The sequence below is a fragment of the Pseudomonas sp. FP215 genome, assembly GCF_030687795.1.
Classification (GTDB): Bacteria; Pseudomonadota; Gammaproteobacteria; order Pseudomonadales; family Pseudomonadaceae; genus Aquipseudomonas; species Aquipseudomonas salmasensis.
This window is the reverse complement of the sequence record NZ_CP117447.1, coordinates 6535075-6559959: the sequence shown is the minus strand read 5'-3', so window position 1 is coordinate 6559959 and position 24885 is coordinate 6535075. Positions and strand designations below refer to the sequence as shown.

General features: G+C 60.2%; 25 protein-coding genes. 16 read left to right on the top strand and 9 right to left on the bottom strand.

The genetic code is table 11. From position 1 onward, the window contains the following. Positions 1 to 55: 55 nt before the first annotated feature. Positions 56 to 970 carry a LysR substrate-binding domain-containing protein gene (locus PSH76_RS29910; protein ID WP_032894486.1) on the top strand — a complete coding sequence of 305 codons (915 nt, stop codon included), beginning with the start codon at positions 56 to 58 and terminating at the stop codon, positions 968 to 970. Positions 971 to 1032: 62 nt separating this feature from the next. Here the strand turns inward: PSH76_RS29910 and PSH76_RS29905 are convergent, their stop codons facing one another. Next, entirely contained in the window at positions 1033 to 1686 is a 654-nt protein-coding gene (locus PSH76_RS29905) for a reprolysin-like metallopeptidase (RefSeq protein WP_032894487.1), read from the bottom strand. A gap of 361 nt (positions 1687 to 2047) precedes the next feature. Between PSH76_RS29905 and purE the strand changes: the two genes are divergently transcribed. The 4 genes from purE to PSH76_RS29885 all read left to right on the top strand — a co-directional run bounded on the left by purE (position 2048) and on the right by PSH76_RS29885 (position 4601). Continuing rightward, positions 2048 to 2539 carry a 5-(carboxyamino)imidazole ribonucleotide mutase gene (gene purE / locus PSH76_RS29900; protein WP_003195648.1) on the top strand — a complete coding sequence of 164 codons (492 nt, stop codon included), beginning with the start codon at positions 2048 to 2050 and terminating at the stop codon, positions 2537 to 2539. 11 nt (positions 2540 to 2550) lie between these two features. Beyond that, complete coding sequence (locus tag PSH76_RS29895; RefSeq protein WP_032894489.1) at positions 2551 to 3636, top strand: 5-(carboxyamino)imidazole ribonucleotide synthase; 1086 nt, start codon at positions 2551 to 2553, stop codon at positions 3634 to 3636. Positions 3637 to 3741: 105 nt separating this feature from the next. Continuing rightward, the gene (locus PSH76_RS29890) at positions 3742 to 3987 is read left to right on the top strand and encodes a GlsB/YeaQ/YmgE family stress response membrane protein (RefSeq protein WP_003195642.1); all 246 of its coding nucleotides are present in this window, start codon (positions 3742 to 3744) and stop codon (positions 3985 to 3987) included. A gap of 77 nt (positions 3988 to 4064) precedes the next feature. Continuing rightward, entirely contained in the window at positions 4065 to 4601 is a 537-nt protein-coding gene (locus tag PSH76_RS29885; protein ID WP_003195640.1) for a DUF3299 domain-containing protein, read from the top strand. 138 nt (positions 4602 to 4739) lie between these two features. On the opposite strand, the gene PSH76_RS29880 is transcribed toward PSH76_RS29885, so the two are convergent. Together PSH76_RS29880 and PSH76_RS29875 are read right to left on the bottom strand one after the other, a co-directional pair. Continuing rightward, positions 4740 to 5639, bottom strand: a complete 900-nt coding sequence (locus PSH76_RS29880; RefSeq protein WP_138761980.1) for a D-hexose-6-phosphate mutarotase — start codon at positions 5637 to 5639, stop codon at positions 4740 to 4742. A 58-nt stretch (positions 5640 to 5697) separates the two neighbouring features. Next, positions 5698 to 6102, bottom strand: a complete 405-nt coding sequence (locus tag PSH76_RS29875) for an acyl-CoA thioesterase (protein ID WP_003176975.1) — start codon at positions 6100 to 6102, stop codon at positions 5698 to 5700. 561 nt (positions 6103 to 6663) lie between these two features. On the opposite strand from PSH76_RS29875, the gene PSH76_RS29870 reads away from it, so the two are divergent. From PSH76_RS29870 to PSH76_RS29840, 7 genes are all read left to right on the top strand, one after another. Beyond that, positions 6664 to 7944 carry an MFS transporter gene (locus PSH76_RS29870; RefSeq protein WP_192901635.1) on the top strand — a complete coding sequence of 427 codons (1281 nt, stop codon included), beginning with the start codon at positions 6664 to 6666 and terminating at the stop codon, positions 7942 to 7944. A gap of 186 nt (positions 7945 to 8130) precedes the next feature. Further along, a complete protein-coding gene (locus PSH76_RS29865) occupies positions 8131 to 9117 on the top strand; it encodes a phosphate ABC transporter substrate-binding protein PstS (RefSeq protein WP_003195633.1) in 987 nt (328 codons plus the stop codon). 484 nt (positions 9118 to 9601) lie between these two features. Further along, the gene (locus PSH76_RS29860) at positions 9602 to 11635 is read left to right on the top strand and encodes an ABC transporter permease subunit (protein WP_305494505.1); all 2034 of its coding nucleotides are present in this window, start codon (positions 9602 to 9604) and stop codon (positions 11633 to 11635) included. A gap of 15 nt (positions 11636 to 11650) precedes the next feature. Beyond that, positions 11651 to 13321 (top strand): phosphate ABC transporter permease PstA, encoded by a 1671-nt coding sequence (gene pstA / locus PSH76_RS29855; protein ID WP_078466300.1) that lies wholly within the window; start codon positions 11651 to 11653, stop codon positions 13319 to 13321. A gap of 140 nt (positions 13322 to 13461) precedes the next feature. Then, on the top strand, positions 13462 to 14295 hold the full coding sequence (gene pstB / locus PSH76_RS29850) for a phosphate ABC transporter ATP-binding protein PstB (RefSeq protein WP_003195626.1): 834 nt from the start codon (positions 13462 to 13464) through the stop codon (positions 14293 to 14295). Positions 14296 to 14365: 70 nt separating this feature from the next. After that, positions 14366 to 15127 (top strand): phosphate signaling complex protein PhoU, encoded by a 762-nt coding sequence (gene phoU, locus PSH76_RS29845; protein ID WP_003195624.1) that lies wholly within the window; start codon positions 14366 to 14368, stop codon positions 15125 to 15127. Between the two features lie 164 nt (positions 15128 to 15291). Then, positions 15292 to 16191 (top strand): response regulator, encoded by a 900-nt coding sequence (locus PSH76_RS29840; RefSeq protein ID WP_014720514.1) that lies wholly within the window; start codon positions 15292 to 15294, stop codon positions 16189 to 16191. 132 nt (positions 16192 to 16323) lie between these two features. Here PSH76_RS29840 and PSH76_RS29835 read toward each other — a convergent pair whose 3' ends face one another. The 3 genes from PSH76_RS29835 to phoB form a co-directional block, all read right to left on the bottom strand. Beyond that, positions 16324 to 17664 carry a hemolysin family protein gene (locus PSH76_RS29835; protein ID WP_003195620.1) on the bottom strand — a complete coding sequence of 447 codons (1341 nt, stop codon included), beginning with the start codon at positions 17662 to 17664 and terminating at the stop codon, positions 16324 to 16326. Positions 17665 to 17933: 269 nt separating this feature from the next. After that, positions 17934 to 19220, bottom strand: a complete 1287-nt coding sequence (gene phoR, locus PSH76_RS29830; RefSeq protein ID WP_305494504.1) for a phosphate regulon sensor histidine kinase PhoR — start codon at positions 19218 to 19220, stop codon at positions 17934 to 17936. Between the two features lie 95 nt (positions 19221 to 19315). Beyond that, the gene (gene phoB / locus PSH76_RS29825; protein ID WP_003195617.1) at positions 19316 to 20005 is read right to left on the bottom strand and encodes a phosphate regulon transcriptional regulator PhoB; all 690 of its coding nucleotides are present in this window, start codon (positions 20003 to 20005) and stop codon (positions 19316 to 19318) included. A gap of 154 nt (positions 20006 to 20159) precedes the next feature. On the opposite strand from phoB, the gene PSH76_RS29820 reads away from it, so the two are divergent. Then, entirely contained in the window at positions 20160 to 20537 is a 378-nt protein-coding gene (locus PSH76_RS29820; protein ID WP_032894496.1) for a hypothetical protein, read from the top strand. Positions 20538 to 20660: 123 nt separating this feature from the next. Here PSH76_RS29820 and ubiA read toward each other — a convergent pair whose 3' ends face one another. Next, on the bottom strand, positions 20661 to 21551 hold the full coding sequence (ubiA, locus tag PSH76_RS29815) for a 4-hydroxybenzoate octaprenyltransferase (protein ID WP_305493366.1): 891 nt from the start codon (positions 21549 to 21551) through the stop codon (positions 20661 to 20663). Then, on the bottom strand, positions 21551 to 22114 hold the full coding sequence (locus PSH76_RS29810; RefSeq protein ID WP_305493365.1) for a chorismate lyase: 564 nt from the start codon (positions 22112 to 22114) through the stop codon (positions 21551 to 21553). The genes ubiA and PSH76_RS29810 overlap by 1 nt, the downstream gene beginning before the upstream one ends. A 195-nt stretch (positions 22115 to 22309) precedes the next feature. Here PSH76_RS29810 and PSH76_RS29805 point away from each other — a divergent pair, with 195 nt between their 5' ends. The 3 genes from PSH76_RS29805 (at position 22310) to PSH76_RS29795 (ending at position 24128) form a co-directional block, all read left to right on the top strand. Then, positions 22310 to 22477 carry a rubredoxin gene (locus tag PSH76_RS29805; protein WP_014720509.1) on the top strand — a complete coding sequence of 56 codons (168 nt, stop codon included), beginning with the start codon at positions 22310 to 22312 and terminating at the stop codon, positions 22475 to 22477. A 36-nt stretch (positions 22478 to 22513) separates the two neighbouring features. Next, positions 22514 to 23662 (top strand): NAD(P)/FAD-dependent oxidoreductase, encoded by a 1149-nt coding sequence (locus tag PSH76_RS29800; RefSeq protein WP_003195591.1) that lies wholly within the window; start codon positions 22514 to 22516, stop codon positions 23660 to 23662. A gap of 190 nt (positions 23663 to 23852) precedes the next feature. Next, entirely contained in the window at positions 23853 to 24128 is a 276-nt protein-coding gene (locus tag PSH76_RS29795; protein ID WP_003213368.1) for an HU family DNA-binding protein, read from the top strand. A 93-nt stretch (positions 24129 to 24221) separates the two neighbouring features. Here the strand turns inward: PSH76_RS29795 and PSH76_RS29790 are convergent, their stop codons facing one another. Continuing rightward, positions 24222 to 24884 carry a hypothetical protein gene (locus PSH76_RS29790; protein WP_305493364.1) on the bottom strand — a complete coding sequence of 221 codons (663 nt, stop codon included), beginning with the start codon at positions 24882 to 24884 and terminating at the stop codon, positions 24222 to 24224. Position 24885 lies beyond the last annotated feature (1 nt).

The window sequence follows — 24885 nt, the reverse complement described above, 5'->3', positions numbered from 1 at the left end:
CCGGTTATCTTGGCGGGCGTGTGTGCCAAAATGGTGCATTCCGTGGGAGGCAGTGATGAACCTTGAGAGCAAGTGGTTGGAAGACTTCAGCGCCCTGGCGGCGACGCGTAGTTTTTCCCAGGCGGCTGAGCGGCGCTTTGTCACCCAGCCGGCGTTCAGTCGGCGTATCCGCAGCCTGGAAGCTGCGTTGGGGCTGACGCTGGTCAACCGTTCCCGCACGCCGGTGGAGCTGACAGCGGCCGGGCAGTTGTTTCTGGTGACGGCGCGCACCGTGGTCGAACAGCTGGGCGAAGTGCTGCGCCATTTGCATCACCTGGAAGGTGGGCAGGGCGAAGTCATGCAAGTGGCGGCCGCCCACTCCCTGGCCTTGGGGTTCTTCCCGCGGTGGATCGCGCAGTTGCGCAACGAAGGGCTGAACATCGCCACGCGATTGGTCGCTACTAACGTCGGCGACGCGGTACATGCCCTGCGCGAAGGCGGCTGCGACCTGATGCTGGCGTTCTACGACCCGGACGCGGCGATGCAAATGGATGCCGAGATTTTCCCGTCGCTGCACCTGGGCAACACCGAAATGCTCCCGGTGTGCGCCGCCGATGCCGATGGCAAGCCGCTGTTCGACCTGGAGGGTGAGGGCAGCGTACCGCTGCTGGCCTACAGCGCCGGCGCGTTCCTGGGCCGCTCGGTGAATTTGCTACTGCGCCAGCGGGCCCTGCGCTTTACGACCATTTACGAAACCGCCATGGCCGACAGCCTCAAGAGCATGGCGCTGGAAGGCTTGGGTATCGCCTGGGTGCCGCAGTTGAGCGTACGTGCAGAGCTGGCGCGCGGCGAACTGGTGGTGTGCGGCGGGCCGCAATGGCATGTGCCGCTGGAGATTCGCTTGTATCGCTGCGCGTTGGTGCGCAAGGCGAATGTGCGGTTGTTGTGGCGCAAGCTCGAGAGTGGCATCGCAGTGAGTTCCTCCGCATGAGCGGAGGCAGGTCAGTGATTGTTCGAGCTGATGGAAGTAAAACGGTAAAAGCGCAGTTGGTATTAATCTTTACTGGCCAGATAATTCTTAATATTTTGCCGATTGGCGGGGCTGAAAGTGTAAGTGGTGGAACTACTACTGTGGGGTGCCATATAGGTATAAGTCTTAATGTCCTCGTACCAGCTTCCGAATAGCCGCCAAGCCTCAAGGAGCTTAATACCACTGGCCCAGCGGCGCTTGATATGCACTTCAGAGTCGTCATGTTTGGCCCCTAGTAAATGACCGATCTCATGCGCGACGACTTCTGGCGAGACCAATGAAGCGATGGCGAATGTTCCGCCTTTGCTTTCCCCATATGTCCTCGCGGCGCCTAAAACTCTATCGTTTAATTTGTCGTTGGTAACGAGAACGACTTTGGTCAAATCATTGGTTTTTAAGCCGTTTTTAGTCATTTCGTCGAGAATTTTAGCGCCGAGAGTTGTCCAGCGTGTTGCAGCGTCATCAAAATCATCACCTTTGTATTCCATACTGCTTTGGGGCTCGCCCTGCGCGAAGATGACATTGATTTTCCGCTCTGCGAAGCTCTCCAGCTCTTTTACGACGGCGTGAAAATAATCAGCGTAAATGGTTTTTCGTTTGGGCTGTGCCACGTCATTATGAATAACAGCGATAATGGTAATGTCTTTTTTGGATGTACCTTCGATTGTCTGAGTCATCCTTTAATCCTTCAAGAAGTTAAAAGTAATTGATAGTGAATCAGGATGCCGGTGAGTTTATTGAATGAGGGCGTTCCCTCTGGCGGTAATTAATTCTCGACGGTACGTCGGTTTGGCGAGCGGACGTGAGTGTCGTGCTTTGGGTGCGTTAGAGGCTGACCTTAGAGTCAATAAATCGCTCGGTAGCTAGGAATGACAGATGGTCATCCCAGGGGCTGTTTATCTGGATTATTACGGTATACTGCGCGGCCTTCGGCCGGTCCAACCGGCCTTAATTCGTACACCAAGCCACGCCGGATTTCCTGCGTGGCTTGTTGTTTTTTGACGCGCCTGCGGGCGCCCAGAGAGAAGAGGCACGACGATGAGTGCATTGGTTGGCGTGATCATGGGCTCCAAGTCCGATTGGTCCACCCTTAGCCACACCGCCGATATGCTGGAAAAACTCGGCATTCCGTACGAAGTGAAGGTGGTCTCCGCCCACCGCACCCCGGATTTGCTGTTCCAGTATGCCGATGAAGCAGAATCCCGTGGCATCGAGGTGATCATCGCCGGTGCCGGCGGCGCTGCGCACTTGCCTGGCATGTGTGCGGCCAAGACTCACCTGCCCGTACTTGGCGTGCCGGTGCAGTCGTCGATGCTCTCGGGCGTGGATTCGCTGTTGTCCATCGTGCAGATGCCGGCCGGCATCCCGGTGGCAACCCTGGCGATCGGCAAGGCCGGCGCGATCAACGCAGCCTTGCTGTCGGCCAGCATCCTGGGCGCCAAGCACCCGCAGTTTCATGCGGTGCTGAAAAAATTCCGTGCTGAGCAGACAGACAGCGTGCTGGACAATCCAGACCCACGCATTGCCTGAGGTTGTTATTGATGAAGATCGGTGTAATCGGTGGCGGCCAACTGGGCCGCATGCTGGCTTTGGCGGGTACGCCGCTGGGGATGAACTTCGCTTTCCTGGACCCGGCGCCTGACGCCTGCGCTGCGGCCCTGGGTGAACACCTGCGCGCTGACTACAGCGACCCGGATCACCTGCGCCAACTGGCTGATGAAGTTGACCTGGTGACCTTCGAATTCGAAAGCGTCCCGGCTGAAACCGTGGCCTTCCTGTCGCAGTTCGTGCCGGTGTACCCAAGCGCCGAAGCCTTGCGCATCGCTCGCGACCGCTGGTTCGAAAAGAGCATGTTCAAGGACCTGGGCATTCCGACCCCGGCTTTCGCCGATATTCAGTCCCAGGCCGACCTGGACGCTGCGGTTGCCAGCATCGGCCTGCCGGCGGTGTTGAAAACCCGCACCCTGGGCTACGACGGCAAGGGCCAGAAAGTCCTGCGCACCGCCGCCGATGTGGTCGGTACTTTTGCCGAGCTGGGCAGCGTCGCCTGCCTGCTGGAAGGCTTTGTGCCGTTCACCGGCGAAGTCTCGCTGATCGCCGTGCGTGCCCGCGATGGCGAAACACGCTTTTACCCGTTGGTGCACAACACCCACGTCAACGGCATCCTGAAGGTGTCGGTAGCCAGCACTGACCACCCGCTGCAGGCCCTGGCCGAAGATTATTCCAGCCGCGTCCTCAAGCAACTGGATTATGTCGGCGTGATGGCGTTCGAGTTCTTTGAAGTCGACGGTGGCCTGAAGGCCAACGAAATCGCCCCGCGTGTGCACAACTCCGGGCACTGGACCACCGAAGGCGCCGAGTGCAGCCAGTTCGAAAACCACCTGCGGGCGGTGGCGGGCTTGCCGTTGGGCTCCACGGCCAAGATCGGCGAGAGCGCCATGCTCAACTTCATCGGTTCTGTGCCGCCGGTAGAGCGCGTGATGGCGATCAAGGATTGCCATGTGCATCACTACGGCAAGGCCTTCAAGGCTGGGCGCAAGGTCGGCCACGCCAACCTGCGTTGCAAGGACCGTGCGACGTTGCAGGCGCAGATCCTCAAGGTTGAAGCGCTGATCGCCGAACAATAAGCCTGGCCCTGGCGGGAACCATTGGGGTTCTGCGTCTCTCTGATTGCAGGATGCCAAAGCCTGACTAGGCTTTGGCATGACTCATACCAATCAGAGGGAAATGCCATGGGTATCATCGGAACCATCTTTATCGGCTTGATCGTCGGCCTCCTGGCGCGCTTCCTCAAGCCTGGCGACGACAGCATGGGCTGGATCATGACCATCCTGCTGGGTATCGCCGGTTCCCTGGCCGCGACCTACGGCGGTCAGGCCCTGGGGATCTACCAGGCAGGCCAGGGCGCAGGCTTCATCGGCGCGCTGGTAGGTGCCATCGTGTTGCTGGTGATCTACGGCCTGGTCAAAAAGAAGTAATCAGCCGACAAAGTCCTCTGCGCTGCGCAGGCGCAGAGGGCTAGAATGCTCGGCACTTGTATTTGCCGAGCCTCTCCATGCGCCGTCTTCTGTTAACGCTTCTTCTGCTGGGCTCTGGCCTGGCGCACGCTGGCGAACTGCCGGAAACCGACTGGCTCGACCTGATGCCGCTGTCGGATCAGAAAGCCCTCGAGGCCATGCCCGAGATCGACCACAACTCCCCCGAAGCCCAAGGCACCTTCACCGAAAAGGGTGGCTTGAAGCAGAGCAAGGGCCTGCCTGCGGTGATGTATTCCACCAAGACCGTAGCGGCCATGAACGGCAAGAATATCCGCATTGGTGGGTATCCGGTGCCGCTTGAAACGGACGCCAAGGGCCGCAGCACGCTGTTCTTCCTAGTGCCTTACCCGGGCGCGTGTATCCATGTGCCGCCACCGCCGCCCAATCAATTGGTGCTGGTGCGCTATCCCAAGGGGCTGAAGCTGGATGATATCTACACGCCGCTGTGGGTCACGGGCACGCTGAAGGTGGAGAAGGTCAATAACGACTTGGCGGATGCTGCGTATGCGCTGGAGGCGGGGAAGGTGCGGGTGGTGAAGGAATCTGATCTCTAAAGCCCAATACCAATGTGGGAGGGTCCTGAACTCTGTAGGAGCGAGCTTGCTCGCGAAAAACGTCAACGATAACGCGTGTTTCCTGAATAAACGCGGCGCCTGTGGGTTTTTCGCGAGCAAGCTCGCTCCTACAATTTACTACAGGGTGATCGCGGTGATGCTTACGCCCAGAGTGTGGCTTTCACCGGGTGCCAAAGCCACCACATCATCCAGCACATTCGCTGTCTCGATGCACAACATACCCTGCCAGCCGTCATCGGCCATATCGTCGAAAGCCTTGGCGCGTTCGGTCCAGGGGTTCCAGACCACGGTGGATTTGGAGCCTTCGCTGGTGAGCTGGATACGGCGCTGCCAGTCGCTATCAACGATATTCAACTGTGCAGGCGTATTCAGGTAAATGCGGTCTGTCTCGGCGCGAAAGTGCAGCAGCCCGGCTTGCTGCTTCTCGGCCCACCCATCGGCGGTATCGATGTAATCCACGCCATCCAGGCCCTCGACCTGCACCTTGCGCACATCGCTCACGGCGAAGTAGGTGTGCAATGCCTGGCTGAGGGTCACGGTGTCGGTGCCACGGTTGTGACTGGTCAGGCGGATATGCAGTTGATCGTCCAGCAGCAGGCTCAGCGTCAGGTCTACCTGATGGGGCCAGCCTGGAAAACCGCCCGCCGGCACCGGCAATACCAGGTCGACTCGCAGCGTCTGGCCGTCGAGTTCGGTGGCGGCCAGTTCCCAGCGGGCGGTGCGCACAAAACCGTGGGCGCCGGCAGGCTGATCGCTCTGGCGCATGGCTTTGACGCTTTGCGGGTTGCGGTCGAACACCCCAAACCACGGCCAGCACACCGGTACGCCGGTACGAATGCCTTTGCCCTGCTTGAACACGGCCTCAGGGTTCGGCCAGATCAGTGGCTGTTCGCCCTCGCGCTGGTAACTGAAGATATGCGCACCCTGTTGGGCCACCATCAACTCGGCGCCGTTGTGGCGGATGCGCCAGCAGTCCAGCTCGTCGATTTTTACCGTCTCAACGTGGGGCGTAGGCATGACAAAGCTCTCTTAGTGGCAGGCAATGGGGCAATTGACCGTTAAAACCCGGCGAGGTTTAACGCGCCCGTGACGGTACCGAGCGCGTGCGGCCGCTGCCATCGATGGCGACGAACACAAATACGGCTTCGGTCACCTTGCGCCATTCGCTGGACAACGGATCGTCGCTCCACACTTCGACCATCATCTGGATCGAGCTGCGGCCGATTTCCAGGGCTTGGGTATAGAAGGAAAGCTGCGCGCCCACGGCCACCGGCACCAGGAACGCCATGCGATCAATGGCCACGGTGGCCACGCGCCCACCGGCGACCTTGCTGGCCATTGCCGTGCCCGCCAGGTCCATCTGTGCGACCAACCAGCCGCCGAAGATATCGCCAAAGCCGTTGGTTTCACGCGGAAGCGCGGTGATTTGCAGGGCGAGATCGCCTTGCGGGATAGGATCTTCTTGTTCGAGTTCGATCATGCCGGGGGTGCCTCTGACCCGTGACTCTTGGACTATGTAATCGGTGAATAGCCGTCTTGGAAAAACGATTCAGCCCCGAACATACTACGTTCGTCACGTTTTTCGAAAGGCGCCTTGAGGGAAACTCTGCGAAATCGGCTGGCCGGTGCCAACGACGGTTTCGCGCAACTTCCACGCAATAGACAGGTGCAGGGCTGGGAGTATATCGGTCGATAGCCTGCGCGACGACCATCTGCTCCTGATTTTGTGCATCTATATAGACGAGTTTCCAGGCGTCAAAAAATTGGCCAAAACGGTCATTCAAGTTGAGGGGTTTGACCATTGTTTCTTTTTAGCGCTGGCCGTCAGTATTTGATGGCGTTTTCGGCCCCCCATAATAATTCGGGAAGGGAATAAGTCGCTTCGCAAGTGGGGATGCTTGCGAGGTGGCGCTGATGCGGCGCAAGGGTTTGGACTGTGCTTTTCCGGGCAATTTGCTATCGTGCCGGACCTGCCAGGCGCAAACCCACGCTGTTGCGGATTCCTGATCTGACTAATAAGAGAAGCCTTGCCATGACCACAGTGCCTTCAAGCATTGCGCCGCCCGCACGACCGCTTAACCGCAACGACTACAAAACCCTGTCGCTGTCTGCCCTGGGTGGGGCGCTGGAGTTCTACGACTTCATCATCTTCGTGTTTTTCGCCACCGTGGTCGGAAAACTGTTCTTCCCTGTCGACATGCCCGAATGGCTGCGCATGATGCAGACCTTCGGCATCTTCGCGGCCGGCTACCTGGCGCGCCCGCTGGGCGGCATCATCATGGCGCACTTCGGTGACCTGCTGGGCCGCAAGAAGATGTTCACCCTGAGCATTTTCATGATGGCCGTGCCGACCCTGATCATGGGCCTGCTGCCGACCTATGCACAGATCGGCCTGTGGGCGCCGCTGCTGCTGCTGTTGATGCGCGTGATCCAGGGCGCAGCGATTGGCGGCGAAGTACCGGGCGCTTGGGTGTTCGTCTCCGAGCACGTCCCGCCGCGCCACATCGGCTACGCCTGCGGCACCCTGACCAGCGGCCTCACCGCCGGTATTTTGCTCGGCTCGCTGGTAGCCACCGCTATTAATACGGCCTATACACCGGAACAGGTCTCTGATTACGCCTGGCGTATCCCGTTCCTGCTCGGTGGCGTATTCGGCCTGCTGTCGGTGTACCTGCGTCGCTGGCTGCATGAAACCCCGATCTTCGCCGAGATGCAGCAACGCAAAAGCCTGGCCGCTGAACTGCCGTTGCGCGCCGTGTTGCGCGATCACCGTGGCGCCATTGTGCTGTCGATGCTGCTGACCTGGCTGCTCTCGGCCGGCGTGGTGGTGGTGATCCTGATGACCCCGACCGTGCTGCAAACCATCTACCACTTCAGCCCTACGGTTGCGCTGCAAGCCAACAGCCTGGCCATCGTGACCCTGAGCCTGGGCTGCATCGCCTCGGGTGCCCTGGCCGACCGTTTTGGCGCCGGCCGCGTGCTGGTAACCGGTTGCGCACTGCTGCTGGCAACTTCCTGGACGCTGTATCACAGCCTGATGGCCCACCCGGACTGGCTGTTCCCGTTGTATGCCTTGACTGGCCTGTTTGTCGGCACCATCGGTGTGGTGCCCTACGTGATGGTCAAAGCCTTCCCGCCGGTGGTGCGCTTCAGCGGTCTGTCGTTCTCCTACAACGTTGCTTATGCCGTGTTCGGTGGGCTGACGCCATTGGTGGTGTCGCTGCTGATGAAGGAGAGCCCGATGGGGCCGGCTTACTACGTGGCTATCCTCTGTGTGATGGGGATGGCGGTAGGCGGCTACCTGTGGAAACGCGGCCGCTAAAAACCGCCTGATCACTGTGGTGGGTGAGTAGGCTTCCTCACCACAGTGAACGTGTTTGTTCTGTTTTTTACTTCGCTTCCCGATAGTGGCCTTTCATCTAATTGTCATATTTAAGACATAGAGTGTTCACACGGCCTGCCGATACTTGGCCCCGATCCAATTATCCCTATCTGCTAGGAGCAAGGCATGAAACTGAAACGTTTGATGGCGGCAATGACTTTTGTCGCTGCTGGCGTTGCGACCGCCAACGCGGTGGCCGCTGGTGTTGATCCGGCAATCCCGGCTTACGTCAAGACCACTGGTGTGTCGGGCAACCTGTCCAGCGTCGGCTCCGATACCCTGGCTAACCTGATGACCCTGTGGGCCGAGGGTTACAAAAAGGAATACCCGAACGTCAACATCCAGATTCAAGCTGCCGGCTCTGCCACTGCGCCACCTGCGTTGACTGAAGGCACCTCCAACCTGGGCCCGATGAGCCGCAAGATGAAGGACACCGAATTGGCGGCCTTCGAGCAGAAGTACGGCTACAAGCCAACCGCTATCCCGGTTGCCGTGGATGCCCTGGCGGTATTTGTGCACAAGGACAACCCGATCCAGCACCTGACCATGGAACAGGTCGACGCCATCTTCTCGTCGACGCGTCTGTGCGGCGCCAAAGCCGATGTGAAAACCTGGGGCGACCTGGGCGTGACCGGCGACCTGGCCAACAAGCCAGTGCAACTGTTCGGGCGTAACTCGGTATCCGGCACCTACGGCTACTTCAAGGAAGAAGCCCTGTGCAAAGGCGACTACAAGCCAAACGTGAACGAACAACCGGGCTCGGCTTCGGTCGTGCAGTCGATCAGCTCCTCGCTGAACGGCATCGGTTACTCGGGTATCGGCTACAAGACCGCCAGCGTGAAGACCGTGCCACTGGCCAAGAAAGGCAGCACTGACTACATCGAAGACTCCGAAGAAAACGCCCTGAACGGCAAGTATCCGCTGTCGCGTTTCCTCTACGTGTACGTCAACAAAGCCCCGAACAAGCCACTGGCGCCGCTGGAAGCTGAGTTCGTGAAACTGGTGCTGTCCAAGCAGGGCCAGGAAGTGGTGGTCAAAGACGGCTACATCCCACTGCCAGCCAAAGTCGCCGCCAAGGCCCTGGCTGACCTGGGTTTGAAAGAAGGCAACTAAGTAGCTGGGCTGGGTAAAACCGGCCCTTCTGTAGGAGCGAGCTTGCTCGCGAAAGACGATAGGGCACCGCGTTTATTCAGAAATGGCGCGTTATCGTTGACGATCTTCGCGAGCAAGCTCGCTCCTACAGAGACTCCTAATTTTTTATCCGCTGCCAGCCCTGCTTCGCGGCGGATTTGTTGCGTCACTGCACTGTCATCTTTCTGTCATACAGGATCGCTAGGGTGTGCGCATGAATGATCTGGCCAATTCCACCATGACGACGACTTCCCCTCCCAAGCGCATTGATTTCAATACGCCTGAGCTGCAACGCAAGCGCCGCATCCGCGCGCTCAAGGATCGCTTCACCCGTTGGTATGTGCTGGTCGGCGGCCTCGCCGTGCTGGCGGCCATTACCCTGATCTTCTTCTTCCTCGCCTACGTGGTCGCGCCCCTGTTCCAGGGCGCCTCGTTGACCAAGGAAGACGCGTTGACGCCCGCCTGGATGCAGGACGCCGGCAAGCCGTTGATGATCTCCCTCGAAGAACAGAACCAAGTCGCCATGCGGGTCTCCGATACGGGCCAGGCGTTGTTCTTTGCCGTGGACACCGGTGCCGAGCTCAAGCGTGTCGACCTGCCGCTTCCGGCCGGTACCAGCGTTGCTTCCATTGGTGAAGACCAGCCGGGCAGCCCGCTGGTGATCCTCGGCTTGTCCAATGGCCAGTCTTTGGTGTTCCGCCACACCTATAAGGTGTCGTACCCGGACGGCAAGAAAACCATCAGCCCAGCGATCGAATACCCCTACGGCGAAACGCCCATCGTGCTGGATGACGCCGGTCGGCCGCTGGAACACGTTGCGCTCAACGCCACCGACACCTCCCTGGTGGTGGCAGGTTCCGCTGGTTCGCACTTGAACGTGCTGACCCTGAGCCGCGAAGAAAACATGATGACCGGTGAAGTCACCAGCGAGCAGAAGCGTGTCGAGCTGCCGCAGATGACCGAGCCGGTGAAAGCGATCTTCATCGACCCACGCCAGCAGTGGCTGTACGTGATCAACGGCCGTGCCCTGGCCGACGTGTTCAGCCTGCGCGACAAGAGCCTCAACGGTCGCTACAAACTGCTGGAAGACGCTGACACGGAAATCACCGCCAGCACCCAGTTGGTTGGCGGCATCTCGCTGATCCTGGGTAACTCCAAAGGCGGCCTGGCCCAGTGGTTCATGGCCCGTGACCCGGATGGCGAGCAACGCCTGAAGCAGATCCGCACCTTCCAGATGGGCACCGCGCCCATCGTCGAAATCAGCGCTGAAGAGCGCCGCAAAGGCTTCACCGCCCTGGATGCTGCTGGCCAGTTCGGCGTGTTCCACAGCACCGCCCACCGCACCTTGCTGGTGGACCCGGTGGTCGACGGCCAGGGCTTGTTCGGCATGTCGCCACGGGCCAACCGTGTGATCGTCGAGGCGGGTGGCAAGCTGCAACCGCTGTTGCTCGATAACCCGCACCCGGAAGTGTCGTGGAGCGCGTTGTGGAGCAAGGTCTGGTACGAAAACTACGACGAGCCTAAATACGTCTGGCAGTCCACGGCCGCCAACACCGACTTCGAACCCAAGATGAGCCTCGCCCCGCTGACCTTCGGTACCTTGAAGGCTGCGTTCTACGCCATGCTGCTGGCGGCGCCACTGGCGGTTGCTGCGGCGATCTACACCGCTTACTTCATGGCACCGAGCCTGCGCCGCAAGGTCAAGCCGGTGATCGAGCTGATGGAAGCCATGCCGACGGTGATCCTCGGCTTCTTCGCCGGCCTGTTCCTGGCACCGTATGTGGAAGGGCACCTGCCGGGCATTTTCAGCCTGTTGATGCTGTTGCCGATTGGCATCCTGGTGGCGGGTTTTGTCTTCAGCCGCTTGCCTGAGTCGATCCGCCTGCGCGTTCCCGATGGTTGGGAAAGCGCGATCCTGATCCCGGTGATCCTGTTCGTGGGCTGGCTCTCGCTGTACATGAGCCCGTACCTGGAAACCTGGTTCTTCGGCGGTGACATGCGCATGTGGATCTCCCATGATCTGGGCATTACCTACGACCAGCGCAACGCCTTGGTGGTCGGCCTGGCCATGGGTTTTGCGGTGATCCCGAACATCTACTCCATCGCCGAAGACGCCGTGTTCAGCGTGCCGCGCGGCCTGACCCTGGGCTCCCTGGCCCTGGGTGCCACGCCGTGGCAGACCATGACCCGCGTGGTCATCCTCACTGCCAGCCCGGGCATCTTCTCGGCGCTGATGATCGGCATGGGCCGCGCCGTGGGCGAGACCATGATCGTGCTGATGGCCACCGGCAACACCCCGGTGATGGAGATGAACCTGTTCGAGGGCCTGCGCACCCTGGCGGCCAACGTTGCGGTGGAGATGCCCGAGTCGGAAGTGGGCGGCAGTCATTACCGCGTGCTGTTCCTCTCGGCGCTGGTGCTGCTGTTGTTCACCTTCATCATGAACACCCTCGCCGAGCTGATTCGTCAGCGTCTGCGCAAGAAATACTCGTCGCTTTAAGAAAGGTAGAAGTCTGTGAAACAGAACTCCCTGAATGGATGGTTCAAGAGCGGCGCTCCCGGCGTCTGGATCAGCGGTGGCGCGGTGTCCATCGCGGTCATCATGACCATTGGTTTGCTGGCTGTGATTGCGGTGCGGGGCCTGGGCCATTTCTGGCCGGCCGACCTGATCCAGGCCAACTACAACGTGCCTGGCCAGGCCAACCACATCGTGATCGGCGAAGTGGTGCAGAAAGAAGAAGTGCCGCGTGAGCGCCTGAAAAGCGCGGGCCTGCCGGTGCCGGACCAAGGCCCGGAATTCATGACCCGTGAGCTGATCAAGGTCGGCAACCGCGACCTGAACGGCAACGACTTCACCTGGATCGTCGGCGAGTGGCTGAAGGACCAGACCAAGCCTGCGAACCTGATGGCCATCGAGCGTCGTGAGTGGGGCAACTTCTACGGCACCCTGGTCAACGTCAAGCAGGATGGCAAGGTTATCGCTGAAGGCGAAGCCGCGTGGCCGGAGCTGCAAGCCCGCGTGGACCGCGTGAACAAGCTCGCCGCTCAGCTCAAGACCTTGGAAAAATCCGATATCGGCGCGATCAACGCAGGCCTGGAGCGCATCCGCCTGCACGGTCGCAAACTGGAACTGGAAGGCAAGCTCGACGCAGCCGCCCAGGCCGACATGGACGCCGACCGCGCTGAGCTGAACGCCCGCTACCAGGACATCGAGGCGCGCCTGGCTGACCTGCACGCACAGTTCAACCGCGACGCCCTCACCGCACGTGACGGCAACGGTAAGGAAGTGGAAATCGGCATCGGCAAAGTGGTGCACGCCTACCAGCCGAACGCCATGGGCACGATGACCAAGATCGGCTTCTACTTCAGCAAGGTCTGGGAATTTCTCAGCGATGACCCACGGGAAGCCAACACCGAAGGCGGGATCTTCCCGGCCATCTTCGGCACCGTGATGATGACCCTGATCATGGCAATGATCGTGACTCCGTTTGGCGTACTGGCCGCGGTGTACCTGCGTGAATATGCCAAGCAGAACACCTTGACCCGCATCATCCGCATCGCCGTGAACAACCTGGCAGGTGTACCGGCCATCGTCTACGGCGTGTTCGGTCTGGGCTTCTTCGTGTATGTATTGGGGGGCTCGGTCGACCGTCTGTTCTTCGCTGAAGCCCTGCCGGCGCCGACCTTCGGCACGCCGGGGCTGCTCTGGGCCTCGCTGACTCTGGCGCTGCTGGCGGTGCCGGTGGTGATCGTGGCCACCGAAGAAGGCTTGGCGCGCATTCCCCGCACCGTGCGTGAAGGCTCCCTGGCACTCGGCGCGACCAAGGCGGAAACGCTGTGGAAGATCGTGCTGCCGATGGCCAGCCCGGCGATGATGACCGGCATGATCCTCGCCGTGGCGCGTGCCGCCGGTGAGGTGGCGCCGCTGATGCTGGTGGGTGTAGTGAAGCTGGCGCCGTCGCTGCCGCTGGACGGTAACTATCCGTACCTGCACCTGGACCAGAAGATCATGCACCTGGGCTTCCATATTTATGACGTCGGCTTCCAGAGCCCCAACGTCGAAGCCGCACGGCCGTTGGTGTACGCCACTGCCTTGCTGCTGGTACTGGTGATCGCCACGCTCAACCTGTCGGCGGTGTGGATTCGTAACCACCTGCGCGAGAAGTACAAGGCGTTGGACAGTTAATTGAAGTGAACGCGAATTAAATGTGGGAGCGGGCTTGCTCGCGAAAGCGGTGTGTCATTCAACACACCTGGCGACTGATACGACGCCTTCGCGAGCAAGCCCGCTCCCACACAATGAATTGGTAGCACAGGGAGCATCCCATGCAACACGAAACCCAATCCCACGGCATCAACATGTCTGCCCTGGGTCGCGACAAGCAGAGCCTGAGCCTGGCCCAGGAAACCGTGGCCATCGAAGTCCCTGGCCTGAGCCTGTACTACGGCGACAAGCAGGCGTTGTTCGACGTCAGCATGAACATTCCCAAGCAACGCGTGACCGCCTTCATCGGCCCGTCGGGCTGCGGCAAGTCCACGTTGTTGCGTACCTTCAACCGCATGAATGACCTGGTGGACGGTTGCCGTGTAGAAGGTGCAATCAACCTCTACGGCACCAATATCTACCGCAAGGGCGAAGACGTGGCCGAGCTGCGTCGCCGCGTGGGCATGGTGTTCCAGAAGCCCAACCCGTTCCCCAAGACCATCTACGAAAACGTGGTCTACGGCCTGCGTATCCAGGGCATCAACAAGAAACGCATCCTCGACGAAGCGGTTGAATGGGCGCTCAAGGGCGCGGCATTGTGGGACGAGGTCAAGGACCGCCTGCACGAATCGGCACTCGGCTTGTCCGGCGGCCAGCAGCAGCGTCTGGTGATCGCCCGTACCATCGCCGTAGAGCCGGAAGTGTTGCTGCTCGACGAACCGTGCTCGGCCCTCGACCCGATCTCCACGTTGAAAGTCGAAGAGCTGATCTACGAGCTCAAGTCCAAGTTCACCATCGTCATCGTGACTCACAACATGCAACAGGCGGCGCGGGTTTCCGACTACACCGCGTTCATGTACATGGGCAAGCTGGTGGAGTTCGGCGATACCGATACCCTGTTCACCAATCCGGCGAAGAAGCAGACCGAAGACTACATCACCGGTCGCTACGGCTAGGAAGCTGTGGTTCTGATTGTACTGACGCTGCGGTTCTCCGCACCTTACCGGACGCTCCAAGGACGCCAACATGATTAGCAAAGAAGGCCTTACCCACCACATCTCCGCGCAGTTCAATGCCGAGCTTGAGGAAGTGCGCAGCCACCTCCTGGCGATGGGCGGGCTGGTGGAGAAGCAAGTCAACGATGCGGTCACCGCGCTGATCGAGGCCGACTCGGGCCTGGCCCAGCAGGTGCGTGAGATTGACGAGCAGATCAACCAGATGGAACGCAATATCGACGAAGAGTGCCTGCGCATTCTTGCCCGCCGCCAGCCGGCGGCCTCGGACCTGCGTTTGATCATCAGCATTTCCAAGTCGGTGATCGACCTGGAGCGCATCGGTGACGAAGCCACCAAGATTGCCCGCCGCGCCATCCAGCTGTGCGAAGAGGGTGAGGCGCCCCGTGGCTACGTGGAAGTGCGCCATATCGGTGATCAGGTGCGCAACATGGTGCGTGATGCCCTCGACGCCTTCGCCCGCTTTGACGCCGAACTGGCGTTGTCGGTGGCCCAGTACGACAAGATTATCGACCGCGAATACAAGACCGCGCTGCGTGAGCTGGCCACTTACATGATGGAAGATCCGCGCTCGATCTCGCGGGTCTTGAACATCATTTGGGTGCTGCGTTCCCTGGAGCGTATCGGCGACCATGCGCGCAATATCTCGGAGCTGGTGATTTATCTGGTGCGCGGCACCGACGTGCGGCACATGGGCCTCAAGCGCATGAAGGCCGAAGTTGAAGGGACTGCTGATCTAATCCCTAATGTTTCGGGCGAATCTGACGATAAGTAAGGTTGCCCGAGAAATTAACGCCCGGCCTCTGGCCGGGCGTTTTCGTTTGTGGCATCTGAATTTTTTGCACAGCAGGCGCCATAAAGTCCTTCTGTGACCCGCGAGTTTTGGCAAAATGCCATCAGTCAGGCGTTTTGCAGACGTTTTTATAGGATGAAGGGTCGATGAGTAAAGTCAGTGTGTTGGTGGTGGATGACGCCTCGTTTATTCGCGACCTGGTGAAGAAGTGCCTGCGCAATTACTTCCCCGGAATCAAGATCGAAGATGCGGTGAACGGCAAAAAGGCGCAATCCATCCTGATGCGCGAAACCTTCGACCTGGTGCTGTGTGACTGGGAAATGCCGGAAATGTCCGGTATTGAGCTATTGACCTGGTGCCGCGAGCAAGCGCACCTGAAGGCCATGCCGTTCGTGATGGTGACCAGCCGTGGCGACAAGGAAAACGTGGTGCAGGCGATTCAGGCGGGCGTTTCCGGCTACGTGAGCAAGCCGTTCACCAACGAGCAGTTGCTGAACAAGGTCAAGCAGGCCCTGCACAAGATCGGTCGCCTCGATGCGCTGATTGCCAGCGCGCCGACCAAGATGAACTCAGCCTTCGGCAACGACTCCCTGAGCGCCCTGACCGGCGGCAAACCCGAAGCGGTCAAGCCGGCCCCGGTGGCGGCGCCCAGCAAAGGCCTGCTCAACACCCCACCCGTGAAGGCCCCCGCAGCAGCGGCGCCGGCTGGCAGTCGCGGTCAGGGCCAGTTGCGCCTCGCAAGCGGCACCCAGCAATGCGTGATCAAGGCCCTGAGCATCAAGGAAGCGTTGCTGGTGGTGAAGCGTGGCGAGGTCCTGCCTCAGGTGCTGGAAAGCGCCGTGCTCGATCTTGAGCAGGGCGACAACGCCGAAGTCGCACGGCTCAACGGCTACCTGCACGCCATCGTCGCCTACGAGCCCAAGCCCGACAGCGACTGGCTGCAACTGACCTTCCGCTTTATCGACCAGGATGCGCAGAAGCTGGACTACATATCCCGCCTGATCGCCCGTGGCACGGCGCAGAAGCACTTCGTGCCGGGGGCGTAAAGCGCTGCCCCCTGTAGGAGCGAGCTTGCTCGCGAAAAACGTAAACGATAACGCGTGCGTCCTGAATAAACGCGGCGCCTGTGCGTTTTTCGCGAGCAAGCTCGCTCCTACAGGAGGCGCCCGGTTCTACAGTCAGTCCAGCAGCAGCACCTTGGCCAACACAATCTTCGGCCCTTTCATCTTCTTGATGATGATCCGCAAGCCTTCAACTTCCAGCACTTCTTCCTCTTCCGGCACGCGCTTGAGCGTGTCGTAGATCAGGCCGGCCAGGGTTTCGGCTTCGATGTGGTCCAGGTCGACGCCCAGCAGGCGTTCCACCTTGAACAACGGCGTGTCGCCACGTACCAGCAATTTGCCGGGCTGGTAGGCGAGGATGCCGCGCTCGGCCTTGCGGTGTTCGTCCTGGATATCGCCCACCAGTACTTCCAGCACGTCTTCCATGGTCAGGTAGCCGATGATCTTGCCGTCGGCTTCTTCCACCAGGGCGAAGTGCGCGCCGCCTTTGCGGAACTGCTCCAGCAGTTGCGACAACGGCATATGCCGCGATACGCGTTCCAGCGGGCGGGTCAATTCGGCTAGGTTGAACGATTCGGGGATATGGTCCAGCGCGGCCAGCTCCAGCAGCAAATCCTTGATGTGCAGCAAGCCGACAAACTCGTTGCGCACCGCGTCATACACCGGGTAACGGCTGAATTTGTGACGACGGAACAGCGCGAGGATTTCTTTGAGCGGGGCGTTGAAGTCCAGGGTCACCAGGTCTTCCCGGGAGTTGGCCCAGTCCACTACTTCCAGCTCGCCCATTTCCACGGCGGAGGCCAGTACGCGCATGCCTTGGTCGCTGGGGTCCTGGCCACGGCTGGAGTGCAGGATCAGCTTGAGTTCTTCGCGGCTGTAATGGTGCTCATGGTGAGGGCCAGGCTCGCCTTGGCCAGCGATGCGCAAAATGGCGTTGGCACTGGCGTTGAGCAGGTAGATGGCCGGGTACATCGCCCAGTAGAACAGGTACAGCGGCACGGCCGTCCACAGCGACAGCAGCTCGGGTTTGCGAATCGCCCAGGATTTGGGGGCCAACTCACCGACCACGATGTGCAGGTAGGAAATCACGAAGAAGGCGGCAAAGAACGAAACGCCCTTGATCACTTCCGGCGACTGCACGCCGACCGCGCCCAGCATCGGCTCGAGGATATGCGCAAAGGCCGGTTCACCGACCCAGCCCAAGCCCAGGGACGCCAGGGTGATACCCAACTGGCAAGCCGACAGGTAGGCGTCGAGCTGGCTGTGCACGGTACGCAGGATCTGCCCGCGCCAGCCGTTCTTATGGGCGATGGCCTCGACGCGGGTAGCGCGCAGTTTGACCATGGCAAATTCCGCCGCAACGAAGAAACCGTTGAGCAGTACCAGGATCAGTGCAAAAAGAATCATGCCGAAATCGGCGAAGAGTGTAGCGAGGGTAATACCAGGGGAAGGGTCCATGATGGGGTTTTGCAGGTTCCGTGTGTTCAATAAGGGGTGACAGGTGGGCCTGAAAGGCAGGCACAAGTCGGCCAATGTAGCGGCTGACGGGGCGCTTGCCTAGTGCCCGCTGCCCGGCGGGGCTGCAATGCTTGCTTTGAAACAACACAAATCCAGTGTGGGAGCGGGCTTGCTCGCGAATGCGGTGGGTCAGTCAGTTTATTCATTCACTGATACCCCGCATTCGCGAGCAAGCCCGCTCCCACATTTAGCCCTGTTGTGTTTCGAGATTATTTATCTTCTTCGAGTGCTCGCGAACGGGTCACCTGCGCCGGCGGAAAATGACAGGTAAACGTACTGCCATGCCCCAGCACGCTACTGATTTCCAGGCGGGCCCGATGGCGCAGCAGCACATGCTTGACGATGGCCAGGCCCAGCCCGGTGCCGCCGGTGTTGGAGTTGCGGCTGGAGTCGACCCGGTAGAAGCGTTCGGTCAGGCGCGGCAGGTGCTTGGCGTCGATACCGATACCCGAGTCCTGCACACTCAGGTGCGCACCGTGCTCGTCGGCCCACCAGCGAATGCGGATATTGCCCTTGTCCTGCGTGTACTTCACCGCGTTGAACACCAGGTTGGAGAATGCGCTGCGCAGTTCGCCCTCGCTGCCCTTGAGCAATACGGTTGGGTCGGCCTCCAGCGTGATCTGCTGCCCGCGTTCGCCCGAGAGGGCCTGGGCATCGTTCTTGATCGTCTGCAACAGGCTCTGCACGGCCACGGGGTGGTTGTCCGAGGGATAGTCCGTGGCCTCAAGCTTGGCCAGCAACAGCAGGTCGTTGAGCAGGGTCTGCATGCGTGAGCCTTGCTGCTGCATCTGTTGCAGGGCACGGCTCCAGCGCGGGTTGATCTCGTCGACATTGTCGAGCAACGTCTCCAGGTAGCCGCAGATCACCGTCAACGGCGTGCGCAGCTCGTGGGAGACGTTGGCGACGAAGTCTTTGCGCATCTGTTCCAGCTGGTGGATACGGGTCACGTCACGCACCAGCATCAAATGCTCGTTGTTGCCGTAGCGGGTCAGGTACAACTGGATGCGCACGCGGTCGTTGGTGGGCGAGGGGATTTCCAGGGCTTCTTCGTAGTTGTCCTGCTCAAAGTATTCCTTGAAGCGCGGGTGACGCACCAGGTTGGTCACCGGCTGGCCGCTGTCCTGGGGCGTCTTGAGGCCCAGCAGGGTCTCGGCGGCACGGTTCCACCATTCCAGGTTGCCGTCGCTGTCGAGCATGATCACCGCGTCCTTGAGCGCGGCGGTGGACTCCTGCACCCGGTCGATCACCGCTTGCAGGCGCCCGCGTACCCGTTGGTCGCGGCGTTGCAGGTGGTAGATGCTGTCGAACACCTCGCCCCACAGGCCGTAGCCATCGGGCGGTGCTTCATCGGGTTTGTGCTGGCGCAGCCATTCATGCAAGCGCAGCAACTGCTTGAGGGTCCAGCCCAGGTACAAGGCGATGCCGGCGGCCAAGCTCCAGCCGTAATAGCCACTGATCAGCCCAACCAACAGGCAGGCAGTGATCAACAGCAGCATGTGGCGGATCAGGGTGCCGTGCCAGTTTTGGTTCACTTGAACATGCGTCCTTGTCAGCTGTTTAAGTCAGGCGATTAAGTCACGAAGCAGCTGGCTCAGCCTTTGGTAGAAAACCGATAGCCGGTGCCGCGCACGGTTTGTACCAGATTCTCGTACGCATCGCCCAAGGCTTTGCGCAGGCGGCGGATATGCACATCCACCGTGCGCTCTTCCACATAGACGTTGCCGCCCCACACCTGGTCGAGCAGTTGGCCACGGGTGTAGGCGCGCTCCTGGTGGGTCATGAAGAATTGCAGCAGGCGGTATTCGGTCGGCCCCATCTCCGCAGGCTTGCCGTCGATGGTCACGCGGTGGCTGATCGGGTCCAGGATCAGGCCGTCGACTTCAATAGGCGCTTCGCCATCGGTCGGGCCGGCGCGGCGCAGCACGGCTTTGAGGCGCGCCACCAGTTCCCGTGGAGAAAACGGCTTGGTGATGTAGTCATCGGCGCCGACTTCCAGGCCCTGGATCTTGTTGTCCTCTTCGCCCTTGGCGGTGAGCATGATGATCGGAATATCCCCGGTCAGCTCGTCACGCTTGAGACGGCGGGCCAACTCGATGCCCGAGGTGCCGGGCAGCATCCAGTCGAGCAGGATCAGGTCCGGCTTGCGGTCGACGATAATGGCGTGGGCCTGTTGGGAGTTTTCCGCCTCCAGGCAGTCATAGCCGGCCATTTCCAACGCAACGGCGATCATCTCGCGAATGGGCGCTTCGTCGTCAACAATCAGAATGCTCCTGCCAACCATGCTCAAAATCCTCTTGTCATTTAACTGTCTTGCGCCGCATTAGATAACGGAATTATTGCAGTCGTGTGACAGTAATTTAGTCGCTTGGGCAATTAACGGCACTCTGGACTACCCTTTGGGTCCGAATCCTGACAACCACAAAAGGAAGGTTCCGATGACTTACAGCACTGTTTCCTGGAAAGCCCTGCTGGTATCTGCGGTGTTGACGCTGCCAGGCCTGGCGTTTGCGGCAGAGCCAGCGATGACCCAAGGCGGGATGTTGGTGGATCACAAGGGGATGACGCTCTACACCTTCGACAAGGACGCTGATGGCAAATCAGTGTGCAAGGACCAGTGCGCGACCAACTGGCCCCCGCTGAAGGCAGAGTCCACCGACACCAAGACCGGCGATTGGACGGTGATCACCCGCGACGACCAGACCAGCCAGTGGGCGTACAAAGGCAAGCCTGTCTACACCTACAAGGACGACAAGAAAGCCGGTGACAAGACGGGTGATGGCAAGGGTAGCGTTTGGCACATCATCAAGCCTTAAGTCTGCGGCGCTGCTGAATCCATCGGGGGCAAGCCCCTCCCACATTTTTTTGATGTGCGAATACAATCAAAATGTGGGAGCTGGCTTGCCTGCGATGGCGCCCCAACAATCACCACAGAATCCTCAGCGAACCGCGTAGTCCACCACAATCCCGACAAAAATCGCCAACCCCGCCCAGTGGTTATGCAAGAACGCCTTGAAGCACTTCATGCGGTCCCTGTCCCGCGTGTACCAGAACTCCCAGACAAAACAGCCCGCCGCCGCCAGCAACCCGAGGTGGAACCACCCGCCCAACTCGAACCGCGAACCGGCCAGCAACAGGCACGCCAGCGCCAGGCCTTGCAGCGTGAGGATGATCACGCGGTCGGCATCGCCAAATAGAATCGCGGTGGATTTCACCCCGATCTTCAAGTCGTCATCGCGGTCGGTCATGGCGTAATAGGTGTCGTAGCCCACCGTCCACAACAGGTTGGCGATGTACAGCAGCCACGCCGTGGCAGGCAAATGGCCGGTCTCGGCGGTAAACGCCATCGGCATGCCCCAGGAAAACGCCGCGCCCAGCACCACTTGGGGGTAATAGGTGTAGCGCTTCATGAACGGGTAGCTCGCCGCCAGAGCCAGGCCGCCCAGGGACAGCAAGATAGTGCTGGCGTTGGTCAGCAGCACCAGCAGGAAACTGATGCCCATCAACACGGCAAAAAACACCAGCGCTTCTTTCGAGCTGATCTTGCCGCTCACCAGCGGGCGTTGCTCGGTGCGTTTCACATGGCCATCGACCTTGCGGTCGGCCCAGTCATTGATCACGCAGCCGCCGGCCCGGGTGAGTACCACGCCCAGCACGAAAATCACGATATTGATCAGCGACGGCGAACCCTTGCCGGCGATCCACAGTGCCCACAGTGTCGGCCACAGCAGCAGGTAGATGCCGATGGGCTTGTCCATGCGCGTCAACTGAATGAAATCCCAGGCCCTGGGGTTCAGGCGGTTCAAGGACTTGAGCAGACGTTGGTACATCAGCAGTTCTCCGGATGAGCGTGCAACGCGTGCCAGAAACTCGGCAGAAAGACTTCCGCCACCAGCACGCTCAGCGCCCCGCGGTCGAAGCGTGAACGGCGCGCCCACAGATTATCGGCCTGGTCCGCTGTCGGCAGCCAGGCACGAGGGTAGTGACACACTTCAATGACCTGGCGGGTAAAGGCGCGGTCGCAGAACAGCAACTCGCCGAGCGAACGGCTGCCCAACTCGTCCATGTGCAGCCCATCGCCCTGCAAGGCACTGCGGGCCGCCACGCTGCGGGCGAACACCCAAGGCTGGCCGTGCCCGCGCAAATACACCTCGCGTACCCAACCGATACTGGCCGGCGGCAGGTCCAGGGCGGCACATTCGTCGTCGCGCAACGGTTGCCAGCCTTCGAACAGCGGCGTCACGCTGAAACCCTCGTTGGACAGCCACGTCAGCCGTCGCGTCAGCGAGCCTTCGTCAAACAGCCAATTGAGGGTCAAGGGCGTGGGCAAGGGGCTCAGAAGGCTCTGGGTCAGCCATTGGCAAGCGTCGGGAAGGGCGATTGAGTGCGGCACGGTGAGTCAGTATTGGCAGCAAAAGAGGCGGCGAGCTTACCATGGCACCCTGGGCTTTTGCCGTGCCAAACCCGTCGTTTGCGTCGAACGTGCTTGCATCTGCCGGCCCCGATCAGTACAAAACGCCCTGAGCCGCGCGGCAACGCTGGATCCATCGACCGCCGGCCAACACGCCTGAACCTGAGGAAGCACGTAATGAAGAAGTGGCAATGTATCGTCTGTGGCCTTATTTACAACGAAGCGGACGGCTGGCCGGATGACGGTATTGCACCAGGCACTTTGTGGCAGGACGTCCCGGAAGACTGGCTGTGCCCGGACTGCGGCGTGGGTAAGTCGGACTTCGAAATGATCGAAATCGCGTAATCCCGAATTTAAGAAACGTACTACAAGGAGAAAGGAATGAACGCACCTGTCGTGATCATCGGCACAGGATTGGCCGGTTACAACGTCGCCCGGGAGTTTCGCAAGCTCGACAGCGAGACCCCGTTGCTGCTGATCACCGCAGATGACGGACGCTCCTACTCCAAACCCATGCTCTCCACCGGCTTTGGCAAGAACAAGGAAGCCGATGGCCTGAGCATGGCCGAGCCCGGCGCCATGGCCGAGCAACTCAAGGCCCAGGTGCGCACCCATACCCGTATCAGCGGCATCGACCCAGGCCACAAGCGCCTGTGGATCGGCGAGGAGGCGGTGACCTATCGTGACCTGGTCCTGGCCTGGGGCGCAGAAACCGTGCGCGTACCGGTCGAAGGCGATGCGGCTGAGCTGATTTTCCCGATCAACGACCTGGAAGACTACGCGCGCTTTCGTGCCGCCGCTGCCGGTAAACGGCGCGTGCTGCTGCTCGGCGCCGGCCTGATCGGCTGCGAATTTGCCAACGATCTGATCCTGGGCGGCTATGAAATCGATCTGGTCGCGCCCTGTGAGCAAGTCATGCCGACCCTGCTGCACCCGGCGGCGGCCGCAGCGGTGCAAGCCGGGCTGGAGGGCATCGGCGCGCGTTTCCACCTGGGCCCGGTGCTCAATCGCCTGCAACGCACGGCTGATGGCCTTGAAGCGCACCTGTCGGACGGCGAAGTGATTCACTGTGACCTGGTGGTGTCCGCCATTGGCCTGCGCCCTCGTGTAGACCTGGCCGCAGCGGCCGGCCTGCAAATCAACCGCGGGATCATGGTGGACCGCCACCTCAAGACCTCCCACGCCAATATCTATGCCCTGGGCGACTGCGCCGAGGTCGATGGCCTGAACCTGTTGTACGTGATGCCGCTGATGAGCTGCGCCCGCGCCCTGGCGCAAACCCTGGCCGGCAATGCCACGGCGGTGAGCTATGGGCCGATGCCCATCACCGTGAAAACCCCGGTGTGCCCGCTGGTAGTGTCCCCTGCGCCACGGGGCACGGAAGGCGTGTGGAGCGTCGAAGGGCAGGGTGCCGACATCAAGGCCCTGTGCCGCGATGCCAGCGGCCGCCTGCTGGGTTATGCGTTGACCGGCAGCGCCGTCATGGAAAAACTGGCGCTGAACAAAGAACTTCCGCCGCTGCTGGCGTAAATACCACCCGTTCTGTCGCAAACATCACGTTCATGCCCCGAGAAAGGCCGCCGCGAGACTGGCGCGGCGCCCGAGGGCATGCCATCCTCACTCCCGTCTGCCGCAGAGTAGAGCCTGCGGCGCCTTGGCGCTGCTCCACCAGAGAGCAGCACGGACATAACAACAAAAAACCGTCAAAGAGGCTTCACATATGCGTAAACCAGAACTCGCAGCCGCCATCGCTGAAAAAGCCGATCTCACCAAAGAACAGGCCAACCGCGTCCTCAACGCCGTCCTCGAAGAAATCACCGGCGCCCTGCACCGCAAAGACAGCGTCACCCTGGTTGGCTTCGGCACTTTCCTGCAACGCCACCGCGGCGCCCGCACCGGCAAAAACCCGCAAACCGGTGAGCCAGTGAAAATCAAGGCGAGCAACACCGTAGCGTTCAAGCCGGGCAAGTCGCTCAAAGACAGCGTCAACCCGTAATAGTGGTACCGCCTGAAGGGAGGCGGGAGGGTATGAAAAATGGGCACGCCGGCGGGTCGGGTGCCCATTTTTTTGCTCTTTGTGTTTGTGTGATCAGCTAAATTGAACGAGGAAATAGCCCCCCATTTCGCCTTCTGTCATTTTTTTCGCTCGATTATCGGCGAACACGTAACCTATACCGCCACCAAATATGCCTTCGTGACGAGCGCTTACTTTTGCGATATCGGTATCGGTCAACTGAGCCAGGAAATAGTAGCGAGGGCTTTCATACAGCGGGTCTTGCAGCCAAGCGGGGCGCCCTAAAACCTTGCTGATACCTACGCCACACTCCACGTCTTCCAGTTCTTCTTCCATTTGTTCGGGAGTCAATGGTTGCTGTGCAATATACTTTCGTGGAATCGGATCAGCCAATGTAGCGGGTGTGAGCTCAGCGGATGCGAGCGTGTGAAGCAGGACACGGCCATGGCCAGTTTGAAGTTTCTGCATCTCGCTTTGTTGATGAACAGCCAACTTGCGCACTGATGCCCGCGTGTAGGTTTCGTCATTTCGCTCAACGCTGACAAACACCGTCAGCGCCATTCCAGGAGGAATGAATGGCACACTCAGAAACGTTGAAGTCATCGTCATCACAGGCAGCATCAATTGGCCGGTTTGTGGATCTCTCGGCCAGAGATCAAGATCTGTCAGCCACGCGCCTCCACCTACTTGTCCAAGGCCATGATCTTGCTCTGAGAGAATGATTTGGTTGATGCCCATA